This is a genomic window from Microvirga arvi (genome assembly GCF_016892765.1).
In the GTDB taxonomy this organism is placed as follows: domain Bacteria; phylum Pseudomonadota; class Alphaproteobacteria; order Rhizobiales; family Beijerinckiaceae; genus Microvirga; species Microvirga arvi.
Genome location: NZ_JAFEMD010000018.1, coordinates 75,148 through 90,410 on the forward strand (window position 1 = coordinate 75,148; position 15,263 = coordinate 90,410).

Annotated in this window: 13 protein-coding genes and 1 pseudogene; 1 reads left to right on the forward strand and 13 read right to left on the reverse strand. The window is 56.9% G+C overall.

Features of this window, described 5'->3' with window-relative positions; genetic code table 11:
- Positions 1-142: 142 nt before the first annotated feature.
- From ILT44_RS13305 to ILT44_RS13345, 9 genes are all read right to left on the reverse strand, one after another.
- Positions 143-2,332 carry a xanthine dehydrogenase family protein molybdopterin-binding subunit gene (locus ILT44_RS13305; RefSeq protein WP_204240076.1) on the reverse strand — a complete coding sequence of 730 codons (2,190 nt, stop codon included), beginning with the start codon at positions 2,330-2,332 and terminating at the stop codon, positions 143-145.
- Complete coding sequence (locus tag ILT44_RS13310; RefSeq protein ID WP_204240077.1) at positions 2,326-3,303, reverse strand: FAD binding domain-containing protein; 978 nt, start codon at positions 3,301-3,303, stop codon at positions 2,326-2,328. The genes ILT44_RS13305 and ILT44_RS13310 overlap by 7 nt, the downstream gene beginning before the upstream one ends.
- Positions 3,290-3,760, reverse strand: coding sequence for a (2Fe-2S)-binding protein (locus tag ILT44_RS13315; RefSeq protein WP_204240078.1), 471 nt, complete (start codon positions 3,758-3,760; stop codon positions 3,290-3,292). Before ILT44_RS13315 ends, ILT44_RS13310 begins: the two co-directional genes overlap by 14 nt.
- A gap of 255 nt (positions 3,761-4,015) precedes the next feature.
- Positions 4,016-4,270, reverse strand: a complete 255-nt coding sequence (locus ILT44_RS13320; RefSeq protein ID WP_204240079.1) for a hypothetical protein — start codon at positions 4,268-4,270, stop codon at positions 4,016-4,018.
- A gap of 163 nt (positions 4,271-4,433) precedes the next feature.
- Positions 4,434-5,474 (reverse strand): ABC transporter ATP-binding protein, encoded by a 1,041-nt coding sequence (locus tag ILT44_RS13325; RefSeq protein ID WP_372441158.1) that lies wholly within the window; start codon positions 5,472-5,474, stop codon positions 4,434-4,436.
- Between the two features lies 1 nt (position 5,475).
- Positions 5,476-6,465 carry an ABC transporter ATP-binding protein gene (locus ILT44_RS13330; RefSeq protein WP_372441161.1) on the reverse strand — a complete coding sequence of 330 codons (990 nt, stop codon included), beginning with the start codon at positions 6,463-6,465 and terminating at the stop codon, positions 5,476-5,478.
- Positions 6,465-7,310 (reverse strand): ABC transporter permease, encoded by an 846-nt coding sequence (locus ILT44_RS13335; RefSeq protein WP_204240082.1) that lies wholly within the window; start codon positions 7,308-7,310, stop codon positions 6,465-6,467. Before ILT44_RS13335 ends, ILT44_RS13330 begins: the two co-directional genes overlap by 1 nt.
- Positions 7,303-8,301 (reverse strand): ABC transporter permease, encoded by a 999-nt coding sequence (locus tag ILT44_RS13340; protein ID WP_204240083.1) that lies wholly within the window; start codon positions 8,299-8,301, stop codon positions 7,303-7,305. The genes ILT44_RS13335 and ILT44_RS13340 overlap by 8 nt, the downstream gene beginning before the upstream one ends.
- 72 nt (positions 8,302-8,373) lie before the next feature.
- The gene (locus tag ILT44_RS13345) at positions 8,374-9,957 is read right to left on the reverse strand and encodes an ABC transporter substrate-binding protein (protein WP_204240084.1); all 1,584 of its coding nucleotides are present in this window, start codon (positions 9,955-9,957) and stop codon (positions 8,374-8,376) included.
- A 369-nt stretch (positions 9,958-10,326) separates the two neighbouring features.
- Here ILT44_RS13345 and ILT44_RS13350 point away from each other — a divergent pair, with 369 nt between their 5' ends.
- The gene (locus tag ILT44_RS13350) at positions 10,327-10,920 is read left to right on the forward strand and encodes a helix-turn-helix domain-containing protein (protein WP_204240085.1); all 594 of its coding nucleotides are present in this window, start codon (positions 10,327-10,329) and stop codon (positions 10,918-10,920) included.
- 525 nt (positions 10,921-11,445) lie between these two features.
- On the opposite strand, the pseudogene ILT44_RS30865 reads toward ILT44_RS13350, so the two are convergent.
- The 4 genes and pseudogenes from ILT44_RS30865 to ILT44_RS13365 form a co-directional block, all read right to left on the reverse strand.
- Positions 11,446-11,678, reverse strand: a pseudogene (locus ILT44_RS30865) (IS5/IS1182 family transposase); the annotation flags it as partial.
- Between the two features lie 241 nt (positions 11,679-11,919).
- Positions 11,920-13,353 carry a gamma-aminobutyraldehyde dehydrogenase gene (locus tag ILT44_RS13355; RefSeq protein ID WP_204240086.1) on the reverse strand — a complete coding sequence of 478 codons (1,434 nt, stop codon included), beginning with the start codon at positions 13,351-13,353 and terminating at the stop codon, positions 11,920-11,922.
- Positions 13,354-13,378: 25 nt separating this feature from the next.
- Positions 13,379-14,176: a gamma-glutamyl-gamma-aminobutyrate hydrolase family protein gene (locus tag ILT44_RS13360; RefSeq protein ID WP_204240087.1), complete on the reverse strand. Its 798-nt coding sequence runs from the start codon at positions 14,174-14,176 to the stop codon at positions 13,379-13,381.
- A 31-nt stretch (positions 14,177-14,207) separates the two neighbouring features.
- A complete protein-coding gene (locus ILT44_RS13365) occupies positions 14,208-15,263 on the reverse strand; it encodes an ABC transporter ATP-binding protein (RefSeq protein WP_204240088.1) in 1,056 nt (351 codons plus the stop codon).

Consider the following 15,263-nt stretch of genomic DNA (forward strand, 5'->3'; position numbering starts at 1 on the left):
TGCCGGTCAGGCAGATACTGCTGTCCAGCCCACGATAGGTAGGCAGTTGAAATCCGGCGCTCTGCGCTCCGGGATGCGGGCTACACACTCAAGAGGCTCCCAAGCATTTTAGAGTTCTCCACGTTGGCCTCTTGAGCTAGAGCTATAGCAACGCTGCCGCTGTAGCAGGAAGACTTCTGATACGCTTCCCTGTCGCGCAATACAGCGCGTTGGTGATTGCCGCTGCCGTTCCTGGAACTCCGATTTCCCCAAGGCCGCGCGCACCAAACTCATTGAAGCGCGTATCCGGCTTGTCGATGAAGATTACGTCGATTTCGCCGATATCCGCGTTCACCGGTATATGGTAATCCGCGAGATTATCATTGATCAACCGACTGTGAATCGGATCGAATTCACCCTGCTCCATCAGGGCCATGCCGATGCCAAACACAATCCCACCTTTGATCTGGCTCGTCGCTGTTTTGGGGTTGATGATCCGGCCACAGTCCAAAGCGCTGACCACGCGGGATACGCGAATACGCCCGATTTCTTCGTCTACACGAACTTCTACGAAGTGCGCTCCGAACGAGTAAAAGCTTAAGTCATGTTCGCGCGGCATTCCGGTGGAGGTCCCCTCGACAACCACCTCAGGGATCGCTTCGCGTTCGAGCAGCGAGAAAATTGACTCATTCGATTGGGGTGTCGGCGAGTACGACGCCCCTAGTAATGCTAGTTTTTCTCTAAGTGAGAGACAGGCTTGCCGCGCTGCTGGCAGGACACTTGCTGTCGATTTCGAGCGTCCGGCTGTAGGAGCATTTGGAAAAGAGCTATCGCCTAGACGGACCTCAAGCTGGGAGACCGGTAGACCCAGTTCATCCGCTACGGTCTGCGCAAGAATCGTATACATGCCGGTGCCGATGTCGGTCGCAGACGTTTCGATGATTGCACGACCTTGAACTTGGAGTCTCAGTTTCACGGTGGCAGGCAGCGCGGGGGCCGGATACGCAGTCGTGGCCATGCCGTATCCTACCATCTCGCTGCCCTCGCGAATGGATCGTGGTGGGACATAGCGCCCGGGCCAACTGAACGCGGCCGCGCCGAGCCGATAACATTCCAGGAGATGATTAGAAGACCAGTCGCGATCGTGATAGCTGTCGCGTGAAGGGAAATTCCTTCGCCGCAATTCGAGCGGATCCATCTTCAGGGTATGAGCGAGTTCATCCAACGCTGACTCCAGGGCAAAGGAGCCCGGGGTCTCTCCCGGTGCCCTAAAGGGGGTTGGAGTCGGGATGTTTTTGCGGCTGACACGGTGACGTACGTCGAGTTCTTCAGCACCATAAAGCAATAAGGAGTTGAGGCCGCAGGGCTCGAAGAAGCCACCTTGGATGGATGTAGGGACACGCGAGATATGCTGCAGCAACCGGATCTTACCATCACGATCAGCAGACAGCCTAACATCTTGCTCGGTGAAGGATCGATGCCCCGATGCCAGGGCCATATCCGAACGTGTCAGTTGAAGGCGTACCGGCCGCCCCAGCGCGCGAGCCATATGAGCCGCCAGAGCCTGATGAGGCCACACCTGATTCTTGCTTCCAAAGCCTCCCCCTACATAGGCGGAGATAACGCGGACCTTTTCCTTTGGCACCTTTAGCGACTGGGCGACATATTCTCGCGTGGCCACAACCCCCTGCGTGGAGTCAAATAATGTAACATCGTCTCCATCCCAATAGGCGGTTGTCGCAGAAGGTTCCATTGGTTGATGCAGTTGCATGGGCGTTGCATAGGTTTCCTGAATGAAGACTTCTCCATGCCTTGTTTTAGGAGCATCGCCGCGTTGGACCTGCATGTCCGCCCCGAAGAAGAACGTCGGCTCGATCCAGTCATCCTTCTCGTCGTTCATTACGACCGACGCTGCGTCTACTTCGTAACGAACTTTGATCCGTCCAACACCGTGCCGCGCCGCTTCAATAGACTCAGCCACGACAACGGCAATCCACTGACCAGCGAAGTATATTTCAGGGGACGTCAAGGGAAGATAACCTCGGGGTCTGCTGCTCCCTGATGGGAAAGCCGACAAGCCGAGGGCTTCCGCGCTAAGAGCAAGCAGCTCATCAGCGTGTATCCAGGTTAGCGCTTGGCGGGCATTTAGATGACTATAGACCGCAACAACACCTGGTGTTGCTTCTGCGGATGCGCTCTCTAGCGCAACAATCTTTCCGGCCGCGATGGTGCTCTGAAGAGCAATTGCATAGAGTTGCCCTTCCAGCTTTACATCGGCAGCATAGGTAGCACCACCTGTGACTTTCGGGATACCGTCGATCCTATCGTGGGGTGCCCCAATCGACTTTACCATTCTGCACCTCCACGTAGGGTACGGTGGATTGCGCCTCGTGCAAGGGCAAGCTTGTAGGTATTAGACGGTGTTGCAGATGCAGGCGCAAATAGCGCATCGCAGAAGGCTAAGATACTCTCTTGGGTCAGTTTTTTCCCGATCAGAAGCTTCTCGGCAGTCCGGTTCCGCCATGGAACTGTCCCCAGCCCACCAACAGCTACCGCAGCATCGATAACTATATCTCCGTCACGCAAGATGGCTGTCGCGACGGACGCACTCGCAAACTCATAAGATGCTCTACCGCGGAGCTTGAGGTATGACGATGTCGCATTCAAGTTGGTGATCGGAATCTCGACTTTTGTGATGAGCTCGTTGGGGCCGATCACCGTTTCAACACTCGGTGTGTCACCAGGCTGGCAATAGAAGTCCCCGATTGCAATTCGCCGCTCGCCCGCCACGCTCGCAAGATGAACATAGGCATCAACGGCTAATAGGGCGACAGCGATATCGGATGGATGCACAGCTATGCAAGATCGGCTGATGCCAAGAACAGCATGACCGACGTTAACCCCTTCGATTGCCGCACAGCCAGATCCAGGTTCGCGCTTATTGCACGGCCAGTCTCTAGAACGAAAATAGGTGCAGCGCGTACGTTGTAACAGATTTCCACCCACAGTCGCTGCGTTTCGGATCTGACCAGAAGCGCCAGATAGCAAAGCCTGTCCAACGGCGGGCGCGTGCTGCTTGACGGCACGATGCACGGCTACGTCGCTGTTGCTGGCCAATGCCCCAATCGACAGAGCATCACCTTCAACTGAAATCATAGAGAGAGGCAAAGCGTTGATATCGACAACGGTCGACGGAGCCTCAACACCAAGCTTCATGAGGTCGACAAGCGACGTTCCACCGGCCAGAATCCTAGATCCTGGTCGCCTTATCGCAACGAGAACATCCTGGATGTCTGTAGGTCGAACGAACTCAAACGGTTCCATTCGATTTGACCTCCATGATCGCGGCTACAATATTTGGATACGCGCCACACCGGCAGAGATTGCCACTCATTTTCTCGCTGATCGCCTCACAAGTATTTGCAAGTGGATCACCGATAACCTCCAGCGCGGACATGATCTGGCCGGAGGTACAGAAGCCGCACTGAAATGCATCATGCTTAATGAAAGCCGCTTGGAGTGGGTGCAGCGCATCGGGTTTGCCGATCCCCTCAATAGTTATAACGGCGCGCCCTTCGAGTGATGCCGCAAACTTGAGGCATGAGAGCGACCGCTTCCCATCAACCAGGACTGTACACGCACCGCACTGGCCGTGATCGCAGCCCTTTTTTGTGCCCGTTAAACGCAGTTCCTCACGAATGAAGTCAAGCAGCGTCGCACGCACATCTATGGCCGTGTCGATCGTGTCGCCGTTGACCGTGAACCTCACGCGCGTTTTCATCCTAGATAGAGTCCCTCTGTATAAGGATGCTCTTAAGCACGTCAAAGCTTAGGGACATAGCGACTAACGTAGCATGCCTCGCGAATGTTTCAGATCAGACAAATGCAAGGATTTTAGATCGTTGAATATCGCCAGAGCAGTAATGATCGTCCTCTGGCGATATTCCACCAACTTTGCAGGTTCTGATGCATTTCGCGCGCCGAAGCTGAAGGCCACTAAGCTGTTGGGCCCTTTCGAGCACCAGACAGGCTATCATCAGTCGATCAGCATACCTGCTTCACGGAGGCGCCCTTTGATATCTGCGAGACCACCTTCGTACTCCCAGGTCTGAACTGTGTTATGGGGGCATTCGATAAAGATATAGTTCTCCGTGAAAGAGAGAATACGATCGATCTTGATGACCTTCTCCACAAATTCCCGGTTTGGAAGTTCATCGGTAACGATCTTTCGGTCGGAATCATATCCGTGAAAAACCTTCTCTGGCCTGATCCGGGCGGTGATGTACTTCATTTTTTCCTCTTTCGTTGACGAATCTAGAAGGCGGCATTTGCCGTCTTGAACACGGACAGGCTGGCGACCGCTAGCGCGCGTTTTATTGGACGTAGACTTTTGATCCGCGTCACACGGCATCGGCTCCGCTCGTATGGTTGTTTACCGACATAGCGGCGCCGTGTTATGTCGCAGGTAAGGCCAAACCACTCAGGAGCGAAGGCTGTGCAGTGGCTTCTGGTGTGTCGCTATACAGATGGCAAGCCACACGGCGGGCGTCTATGGTACCAGCCTGAACCTCGGTAAGCGCGGGCGCGACCTCCCGGCACTTCGGCATCGCGAATGGACACCGAGTGTGAAACCGACACCCCGACGGTGGATGCATGGGGCTCGGCAGATCTCCTGTCAGCGTAGACCGCTTGCGACGCGGGACACTGGGAGGCAGAGGTTCTGCAATCGCCGAGAAGAGCGCCTGGGTATAAGGATGCAGCGGCTCGGTCCACAGTGCTCGCTTGGGGGCAATCTCGACGATTTCGCCCAGGTACATCACAGCAATTCTATCGGCCAAATACCCAACGACCGACAGGTCATGCGAGATGAACAGATAAGCGGCGCCGCTCTCTTCTTGCAGTCGTCGTAACAGGTTGATGATTTGAGCTTGAATCGAGACATCAAGGGCCGAAACTGGCTCATCGCAAACGACGAGGCTGGGCTCAAGGGCAATTGCACGCGCGATCGCGATACGCTGACGCTGACCACCTGAAAGCTCATGGGGGTACCGGCTCGCGTGGTCGGAATGGAGACCAACCCTGCTAACGAGCTCATTGACCCTGTCGATCTGCTCCCTTCTAGAACCCACACCATGGACTGAGAATGGCTCAGTCAGGATCTGCCGGATCGTCCGCCGTGGGTTTAGTGACGCGAACGGATCCTGAAACACCATCTGCAGATGCCGTCGTACGGGGCGCAGCGCCTTGCGCGAGAGATGACTAATGTCATTCGACTGGAACAGGATGGAGCCATCATCCGGCTCATGAAGTCGAACGATCGTGCGTCCGAGGGTCGATTTCCCGCAGCCAGACTCTCCGACAAGACCTAACGTCTCCCCGGGCATGACCTCGAAACTTACCTTATCGACTGCGCGAACCGTTCCAGCCGGGGTGGCATGATACTTTACTAGGCGATCTACCCCCAGCAGAGGCTGGGGCTTCATCGGCAAGGTCATTTCAATTTCCTGCATGGATGCACGCTACCCCGCTTGACGGCGTCAACAAGCGGAACGCCGGACTGTTGGATCGGCAGGCATCAGTCCCCATGGTGCAGCGATCGGCGAAAGCGCATCCACCACCAAGCCGGTCCAGCGGCGGAACGGTACCCGTGATCTCTGCCAAGGGCTTGACGACCCCATTCATAACGTCATTGGGACGGGGTACACTCGCCAGCAAGGCTCGGCTGTAAGGGTGCCTTGGTGACGTGAAGAAGGTCTCAGCGTCGGCTTCCTCCACTTTACGGCCTGCATACATGACCATGATCCGCTGGGCCCACTCGGCGACAACACCTAGATCATGTGTGATCAGGATGACGCCCATCCCCAGCTCACGCTTGAGCTTGTCTATGAGTTCAAGCACTTGCGCCTGGATCGTCACATCGAGTGCAGTCGTCGGCTCATCTGCAATCAGCACTTTTGGCCTGCACGCGAGGGCGATCGCGATCACAATGCGCTGCCGCATTCCGCCAGAAAGGTGGTGGGGGTACTGATGGAAGCGGGCCCTTGGCTCTGGAATACCGACGAGTTCCATAAGATCAAGCGTCCGCCGCGCAGCGACTTGCACGCTACAATGTTCGTGTTCGAGAATGCTTTCAGCAATCTGCTGCCCGACCGTCATGAGCGGGTTCAGACTCGTCATCGGCTCCTGGAAAATCATCGAGATGTCTTTTCCACGCACCCCGCGCATCTCATCCTCTGACAGAGCAAGAAGATCGCGCCCCTCAAGGAGGACCCTTCCGCCAGCATTGCGTGCTATGCGCCTCGGCAGCAGTCGCAGGATTGAGTGCGCCAGCATACTCTTACCGCATCCCGACTCGCCAACGACCGCCAATGTCTCGCCGACAGTGACCTGCAGATCGATCCGGTTCACAACCGGGAACCACTGCTTATGCGACGAGCGGAACTCGGTAGAAAGACCCTCAATGGTCAAGAGGTTTGTTGAATTCATCATCGTTTGAGCCTCGGGTTCAGAGCCTCATTCAGCGCATCCCCCAGAAGATTGATCGCAAGAACCGTCAGTAGCACTGCAACACCCGGCATGGTGACCATCCACCAGGCGGTTCGAATTGCGGAACGTCCTGCACCAATCATGAAGCCCCAGGTCATGATGTTCGGGTCGCCCAATCCGAGAAATGACAGGCCGGACTCAAAGAGGATGGAAGTCGCAACCATCAACGAACCGGCGACGATGATGGTGGAGAGTACGTTGGGAAGGATCTGCACCACCATAATCCGCACGTCGCTCATTCCCAGTGCCAAGCAGGCCGAGGTAAACTCGCGGTTCTTCACACTGATGACTTCCGCCCGAACGAGGCGAGCGAGTGGGGCCCATGAGACAATGGAGATCGCGCCGATCACATTAACGAGCGTCGGACCCAGGATTGCTACGATTACAATAGCCCCAATAAACGACGGAATCGTCTGGAAGAATTCGGTGATCCGCATCACCGCCGAGTCAATCCGCCCGCCATAGTATCCCGCGACACCGCCAATCAACGTTCCGAGAACCACGATGAACATCGTTGCGATGACACCGACAATGAGCGATATCCGCGCTCCATAAGCAATGCCAGCGGCTATATTGCGACCGAGCATGTCTGTGCCAAGCAAGTACTCATCGAGCGGCTTGCTGAAAGGCATCCCTACCATTTCAAATGGGCCTTCAGGGTATAACCACGGCGCGGCAATGGCTAGCAAAACGACGCACAACAGGAGGGTCAACCCTATGATGCCAGAAGGACTGGAAACCACGCGTCTCATAACACCCGGGCCGCTTGCATGTGTCTCAGCCATGAGCCAGCTTCCCCTTTAGTTCGATGCGAGGGTCGACGATCGTGTAAACCACGTCGACGATGGCGTTGGTCACGACCACTAGGATTGAACTTAGGAAGAATATGCCAAGCAAAAGGTTGAGATCGCGAGCAAACAACGACTCAAAAGCGAGCAAACCCAATCCTGGCCACCCAAACACCGACTCGATGATCACTGAACCACCCAACATGCTAGACACCTGCACACCAGCCATCGTGAGAACGGGCAGGATCGCGTTTCGCAGGGCATGTCTGGAGACAATCTTCCGGTCAGAAAGTCCTTTCGCTCGAGCGGTTTTGATGAAGTCGAGACCAAGGGTCTCGAGCATGGATGCCCGCATCAGGCGTGTATAGAGCGCCATGTAAAAGAACGACAGCGTGACCGCCGGCAAGACGAGGTGGTGAGCGATATCAAGTGCGTATTGCCAACCGGTCATTGTAGAACCGACAGTCGCGATCCCACTCGTCGGAAACCAGCCGAGATGAATTGAGAACACGATGATCAGCATCAGGCCAACCCAGAAGAGCGGCGTCGCATAGGAAACAATCGAAAATATCACGATGACGTTGCTGAGGATTGTTCGATCTTTGATGGCGGCCAAGGCTCCAAGAAGGACACCTACTCCCACAGAGATGACCATGGAGGCGAACATGAGCAGCGCGGTGGCTCCAACCCGCTCGAAAATCAGCGAGGAGACCTCCCTCCCGTGGCGAAATGAATAGCCCATGTCGAACATAAGAATATTCTTCATGTAACTAATGAACTGGATATAGAGAGGCTGATCTAATCCGAACTGCTGACGGATTTGGCGCATGTATTCTTCACTCGCAGCCCCTGCTTCGCCGGCCAGAACCTGCGCTGCATCGCCGGGGGCGAGGCGGATGAGAAAGAAGTTCGCGATTACGATCGCAAAAATAATCGGCAGGCCGTGAATTAGCCGATTCAGAACATACCTGGCCCGAGAGCTCCACATAAGCTCTTCCCTCTTCTGCTGTGGTTCGGAGGAGCAGATCAAAGCTCATCTGCTCCCCCTGCCTGAAGCCTGTTACTGCTTGACCCAGGTGTCGTACAGTCCACCTCGGACGCCGAGCGGCGATGTAATCAGGTCTTGAACCTTGTCGTTTTGAACGGCGACCAGATCCATTTCCATGAGCCAAATCACTGGGCTATCAGCAACCAGGAGCTCTTGCAGCTTGTGAAAATACTGCGAACGCTTGGCCTGGTCCTTTTCGGTCTGCGCCGTCTCCCAAAGCTTATCAACTTCCGGGTTCGAGTACTGGGACACGTTCCCGAATGGCACCTCGGGATTGATGTTCTTCGACCAAGTCTGGCGCTGAACACCAAGAGTCGGATCGGCCATTCCGATCGACCACGTTGAGGTCATGTCAAAGTCGTACTTGTTATGAACTTCGCGTACGAAGGTCGGATAATCCCGGTTACGAAGCTCAACCTCAATACCAACCCGAGCAAGAGCTTGCTTGATGTACTCACCCATACGGCGCCAGTCCTCACCGAATGGGGCGACGTCATGAACGATCTTCGTCCGCATGCCGTTTGCCCCACGCTTCAAACCAGCCTCGTCGAGAAGGCGATTGGCGATGTCCAGGCGATCCTTGACGTCAAACTTGAGGATACCTTGATCGGTGAAGGCGCCACTCCCTTTCACAAACGAGGAGATCGGACCGACTGCTGGCTTGCCAAAACCATACCAGATGTTCTTGGTGATGAAATTCCGGTCCAAAGCGTAGGCCACAGCCTGACGGACACGCTTGTCATCGAACGGAGCACGCTTGGTATTAAGCTCCAGCATCATCACAGGCGCGATGGCCTCATAGCCACCCTTCGCGATCGAGATGTTGGGCAGCTCCTCGAGGCGCCGCATCTCGACAGGGTTGATCGTTCCAAACGTGGCGACATCAATCTCGCCTCGCTCGACGCCAGCAGCACGCGTTGAGCTGTCTGCAATGAACCGGAAGATCAGGCGGTCGAGGTAGGGCTTTCCTTCGCGCCAGTACTTCTCGTTACGCTGAAGCTCAATGAAATTACCTTTTTCCCACTTCGCGAATTTGAACGGGCCAGTGCCGATCGGATTATTCACGGCCGGATTGTTTCGGAAATCCGTACCTTCGTAGACGTGCTTAGGGACGATGGGTGTTTCGAGGCTCGAAAGCCCCTTCATAAGCGGCGCATAAGGATGAGCCAGATTCAACACGACAGTATGGGCATCAGGAGCGTCAATTGACGTCACCGGCCCAAGATTACCCTTGCCGCGAGGGTGATATTCTTTGACGACCTTCATCAGTGAGAACTGAACGTCCGCGCTGGTGAAAGGCTTTCCGTCATGCCAAACTACACCCTGGCGCAGCTTAAAGGTGATCGTCTTGCCATCGGGGCTGATCTCCCATGACTCTGCCAACGAAGGCTTCGGATTGAGATCAAAGTCGTACTCAAGCAGACCATCAAAGATCTTTGTTGCCAGTTCGGCGGTCGTCGGGGCAGAGCTTAGAGCATTTGTAATGATCGCCGGCTCCGGCGTTGTCGTGACGACAAGAGTTCCACCTCCCTGAGGTGCAGCCATTACGGCACCGGCAGCAACTGATACTACGCTTGCGAGCGCTAAAGCACGCACTCCGTTCTTCCAACTCTTGATTAACAGCACTGATATGTCCTCCATATTAGAACTTGCTGTCAGCGAAAGTGGAAACGTTTGATTTCATTCTCATCAAAAGTTTTCACAGACGGCTATCGCATCAAAGTTACGTACCGCCTCTCACTTTAGCCGCTCAGACGAAGCACTTCCCTCATTTCGGCCCAAGGCACAGGCTGGTGCGCTTGATCCTTCTTTAGGCTCAATCTATATGCAGCCGCGATCAGGTTATCTTCAGAATATAAATCTGCAAGCCGATAATGAAAAAGCTCGGCAAAAATTTTCAAGGCATTATAATCTGTGGGGCAAGCGCGAGCTTCCCCATGCCACCTACAGTCGGTTAGCCAACAAATGACGATCAATGACGACGAGGTTGACTTCGAAACGCTCCGCGGGTTGGGGGAGCGCATACGAAGTTTGCGGACCGAACGCGACCTGACCCTTACTGCTCTGTCCGCGCTGAGCCAGATTTCGGTGGCAATGCTCAGTCATATCGAGCGCGGGAAGACCTCGCCTTCCCTGAAGCTGCTCAACCGCCTGCGTGTTGCGCTTGGCGTGCCACTGGCTAGTTTCTTTGATCCGAACACGGATCGAAGTGGCGAGGAGAGTGTCGTCACACGCGTCGAAAAGCGCTCAAAACTATCCTTCGCGCAAATGGGCCTCACTAAAGAACTGCTGTCTCCCCCAGGGCGGTCTGATTTGGAATTGCTTATCCTCTCTATAGAGGTGGGCGGAGGCTCGGGTCCTGATCCATGGCGCCGCGTAGGAGAAAAGGGTGGGATCGTTTTGGAAGGTCGATTCGAGCTCCAGGTCGGTGAGAAGACCTACGTGCTTGAAGAGGGTGATGCCTTCCAGTTCGACAGCACTCAACCACATAGCTTCCGCAATCTGGCGCAGAAGGAGACACGCGTCATCTGGGTAATCCGGTCCAACGAAGTCAGTTGAGCTCAGCCTTGTTGCCGCTTATCTCTGGCTCCGTCGCAGGTGCTCAACACTTCGATCGGGCGCTCTGGATGAGCTCGCGCGAGCGCACAAAGTATAGCTTGCCGCATGAGGTGCCGCTCAACGATGCAGTCCTGGAGGTCTTTCGGCGCATTCCCCACCGCGAGGGCGGTATGTTCATTTTCGGCGAGGGGCGGGGCGGCTTCAGCGGATGGTCAAAGTGGAAGACTCGTCTGATACCCAGTTCGCGAAGGCAGGTGCTGTAGTGCGCCCCTGGCGGCTTCATGACTTGCGGCGCCCGGTGGCCACATGCATACCGGAGATGGGCACCCTCCCTCATGTGGTCGAGGCAATCCTCAATCACGTTTCGAGCCACAAAACCGGTGTCGCCGGAATAGGTAACCGCGCAACCTATGCCAAAGAGAAGCGCGTGGCTCTCAACAGATGGGCAGATTACATCATCGAACTAAAAGATGAACCAGCTGACGGCCCTATGAGCACCTAATATGACCATCCTTGGACGAAGCGCTAGGTGATAAGGGCTGAGGCGAGCGTGAGGAAAGCAGTGTAGATGTCAGCTCTGCGTTCGTAGCGGATGGCGAGAATACGGAACTACCCATATCCAGCGAGTGTGCACTCCACAACCTAGCGATGGCGTCCCAGCGTCGCACTGTCTTCAACCCACGGCGGACAATGCGCGGTTGGATGTGGCGGCAGGTCAGAGCACGCCGGCAACAGTGGTGATCATACGCTTTGTGCGCACAATCTACACCAAGGGCCCCTCAATCAGACTGATCTGCATCGGAAATGCAGATGACCGAACACGGTACGCCAAAACACACCCGGCTCACTGCCATGGAGAACGCGGTGCTGGCCACCTTCGGGTCCGCCAGCGCCAAAAGGCAACAACGTCGGCAGTTGCCAGAAAACCGGCCAGCACGAGGGAGCTAGAGGGGCAGCCAGATCTACAGGCCAGTGAGCCGTGCTAACCGCGGTGAGCCTTCAGCGTCCGTGGGCGAACATTACGTGCCTGACCTGCGTGTATTCGGTAAGAGCCGTCATGGAGAGGTCGCTGCCGTAGCCGGAGTTTCGCATCCCACCGTGTGGCATCTCGGTCGCGAAGACGCCGTGGGTGTTGACCCATGTCACGCCATAGCGCAAGGCGGCGGAAAGTTGGGCCGCGCGTCCTAGGTTGCGTGTCCAGATCGACGAGGCAAGGCCGTAGGATGAAGCGTTGGCCCAGCCGATCACCTGGTCTTCGTCCTTGAAGGGCGTGATCGAGACCACGGGGCCAAAGACTTCCTTCTGCACGATCTCTGAATTCTGGCTCGCCGCGATGAGCGTTGGCTCGTAGAAGAAGCCCTTCCGATCGGGGATACCGCCACCTGTGATCACCGTCGCCCCGTCGGCCTGGGCGCGGTCCACGAAACCGGCGACACGATCGCGTTGCCTCTGCGTGATCAGCGGTCCGAACTCGGCCCCGGCCTCGTCCGGGCCTCCATAACGGATAGAGGCAATGGCTCGTCCGAGATCGGAAACGAGACGGTCGTAAATCGGGGCCGCCGCGTAGACATGACAGGCGGCCGTGCAGTCCTGACCGGCGTTGTAAAAGCTCGCCTCCTTGAGGGTCTCGATCAGGCTCGGAAGATCCGCGTCGTCGAACACGATGACGGGTGCCTTGCCTCCAAGCTCAAGATGCGTGCGCTTCATGGTTTCCGCCGCTGCAGCCAGGATCTTGCGCCCGGTGCCCACATCGCCTGTCAGCGACACCATCCGAACCAAGGGATGCGAGACGAGTCGCTGGCCGACAAGAGCCCCAGTCCCGGTTACGATGTTAACGACGCCTGGCGGCAACACCTCCGCGAAGATTTCAGCCAGCTTCAACAGGGTCAGGGGCGTATGTTCCGAGGGCTTGATCACGACCGTGTTCCCGGCGGCAATGGCCGGCGCGATCTTCCAGGCCGCCATGAGAAGCGGATAGTTCCAGGGAGAAATCGAGGCGACCACGCCGACCGGATCGCGCCGCAGCATGCTGGTATGTTGACCATTGCGGTACTCGCCCGCGGGCACACCCGGCATGCTCCGCGCAGCGCCGGCAAAGAAGCGGAACACGTCCACTACATTCGGAATCTCGCCGCCCAGCACATAGCGGTGTGGCTTGCCGCAATTGTCGGCTTCGAGCCGTGCGAAGTCCGCGGCGTTGGCTTCGATCCCGTCCGCGATCCGCAAGAGTGCCCTCGAACGCTCGCGGGGCGTCAGAGCGGCCCAGGCAGGGAAAGCTGCCTCGGCAGCCGCGACGGCACTGTCGACCTGAGCCTCACTGGCGCTGGCAAGAGACAGCATAAGATCGCCGGTGGACGGATTCACCACTGGTTCGGCGGCTCCCTCGCCAGCCTGGAAACGACCGTTTACGAAAAGCTGTGCCTGATCATACATGATTAAGTTCCTGTGAAATGTGTATTCAGCCGTGAGCCGGGATGACCTTGCCCCGGAGAACATCGCCATAGAGACGAAGGAGAGCCTGGGACTCAGGATTGTTATGGACCTGCCATTCAGGATGCCATTGCACCGCAAGGATGGAGGATGTGCCTACGCGTGCAGATACGGCCTCAACGACGCCATCGGGAGCCGTCGCTTCGACCGAGAGCCCTGGGGCCAATCGATCGATACCTTGGTAATGCACCGAGTTGACCACGATGCTCGATGCCGCCAGCGCGCGGGCGAGAACGCCTTCTTCCATAAGACGGACCTCGTGACTGTGCCCAAACATCGAATCCATATCGGCATCGGTTGGGGCATGATGGCTTAGGGGGCCGCTGCCCGTTGCAAGGTCGCGTCGCAGGGTTCCGCCGAGAGCGACATTGATTTCCTGCAGGCCTCGGCAAATGCCGAGAACAGGCTTACCAGCGTTGACCATCTCCGAGAACAACCGCCTCACGACTTCGTCCCGCTCCTCATCGAACGGTCCTTCAGCCCCGGCATCGGGCCCGCCATAGAACCGGGGGGCTATGTTGGACGGGCTGCCGGTCAAAAGGCAGCCATCAATCATGCTCGCCAAACGCGGCGCCTCGATGAAATCGGGCAGGCTCGGGATGATCACCAGAGAGGCGTTCATATGCTCAGCCGCGGCGAGCAGATAGCGCTGCATCACGCTGGCGGCGACTTCTCCAGCAACCATGCGGTTGCAGGCGATCACGCCGAGGAGCGGTCGTTGGGGTTGACCGGAGTTATTTTGCAGCGCGGTTGTCAAACCGATCATGGCGCTGGGCTCCTCACGGGTACGGTCAAAGTTAGGTCGAAATAACCTGTGCCCCGCCTTCCGGCAGGCGCACCGTCACCCTCTCCCCCGCAGAGAAGTCATCGGATGCGGGAGCCAGGCATTTGAGGCGCAGATCTCCCATGCGGAGTACGTAGCGAATACGCGCGCCAAGAAAGACCCGGGTCTCCACCGTCGCGAGGAAATCGCCGGACATGCCGGGCTTGGCAGGAAAGAGCTTCAAATCCTCTTGGCGAAGAACCAGGTGAGTTTCGCCATGCGGCTTCGTACCCACCGCAACGGCGATGGTTTCACCGTTCGGCAGCTGGGCCTGGGGCCCCGATGCACCCTCAATGACCTTTACCGGGACAAGATTCGCGGAGCCTAAGAATTCGGAGGCGAACCCCGTGTGAGGAGATGCGTAGATGGTCTGGGGATCTCCGACCTGCTCGATGCGACCGCTATTCATCAGCACGACCACGTCCGAGAGGCTGAGAGCCTCCTCCTGGTCATGGGTGACGAAGACGGTGGTCAGCCCCAGCCTGCGGTGAAGCTCGATCAACTCCACCTGCATGTCCTCGCGCAGGCGGGCATCGAGATTCGACAGCGGCTCGTCGAGAAGAAGGATCTTCGGATCGGATACGATGGCCCGGGCCAAGGCGACACGCTGCTGCTGGCCGCCTGACAATTGGCGCGGCATTCGGTCCGCGAGATGGCCGAGTTGAACGGTCTCGAGAGCAGCCTGGACGCGATCGTCCTGCTCCGCCCGCGTGCCTCTGCGCCGCATCCTCAGAGGAAACCGGATATTCTCACGCACGCTCATGTGCGGCAGAAGCGCATAGGATTGGAACATCATGGCGATGTCCCGGGACTCCGGCGGCAAGCCTGTCACGTCGCGCCCATCAATGTGGACGGACCCACGCGTGACGCCCTCCAGCCCGGCAATGATGCGCAGAAGCGTCGTCTTTCCGCAGCCGCTCGGGCCCAGCAGGCTCACGAACTGACCACTTTCGATGGCGAGAGAGATGCCGTGCAGCACCTGTGTCGAGCCAAAGGATTTCACGATTTCGGTAAGATCAAGGGTTGCCAT

Coding starts and splice junctions, on each gene's coding strand:
- ILT44_RS13305 (WP_204240076.1), bottom strand. CDS start 2,332: ATGGTAAAGTCGATTGGGGCACCCCACGATAGGATCGACGGTATCCCG.
- ILT44_RS13310 (WP_204240077.1), bottom strand. CDS start 3,303: ATGGAACCGTTTGAGTTCGTTCGACCTACAGACATCCAGGATGTTCTC.
- ILT44_RS13315 (WP_204240078.1), bottom strand. CDS start 3,760: ATGAAAACGCGCGTGAGGTTCACGGTCAACGGCGACACGATCGACACG.
- ILT44_RS13320 (WP_204240079.1), bottom strand. CDS start 4,270: ATGAAGTACATCACCGCCCGGATCAGGCCAGAGAAGGTTTTTCACGGA.
- ILT44_RS13325 (WP_372441158.1), bottom strand. CDS start 5,474: ATGACCTTGCCGATGAAGCCCCAGCCTCTGCTGGGGGTAGATCGCCTA.
- ILT44_RS13330 (WP_372441161.1), bottom strand. CDS start 6,465: ATGAATTCAACAAACCTCTTGACCATTGAGGGTCTTTCTACCGAGTTC.
- ILT44_RS13335 (WP_204240082.1), bottom strand. CDS start 7,310: ATGGCTGAGACACATGCAAGCGGCCCGGGTGTTATGAGACGCGTGGTT.
- ILT44_RS13340 (WP_204240083.1), bottom strand. CDS start 8,301: ATGTGGAGCTCTCGGGCCAGGTATGTTCTGAATCGGCTAATTCACGGC.
- ILT44_RS13350 (WP_204240085.1), top strand. CDS start 10,327: ATGACGATCAATGACGACGAGGTTGACTTCGAAACGCTCCGCGGGTTG.
- ILT44_RS13355 (WP_204240086.1), bottom strand. CDS start 13,353: ATGTATGATCAGGCACAGCTTTTCGTAAACGGTCGTTTCCAGGCTGGC.
- ILT44_RS13360 (WP_204240087.1), bottom strand. CDS start 14,176: ATGATCGGTTTGACAACCGCGCTGCAAAATAACTCCGGTCAACCCCAA.
- ILT44_RS13365 (WP_204240088.1), bottom strand. CDS start 15,263: ATGGCAACCCTTGATCTTACCGAAATCGTGAAATCCTTTGGCTCGACA.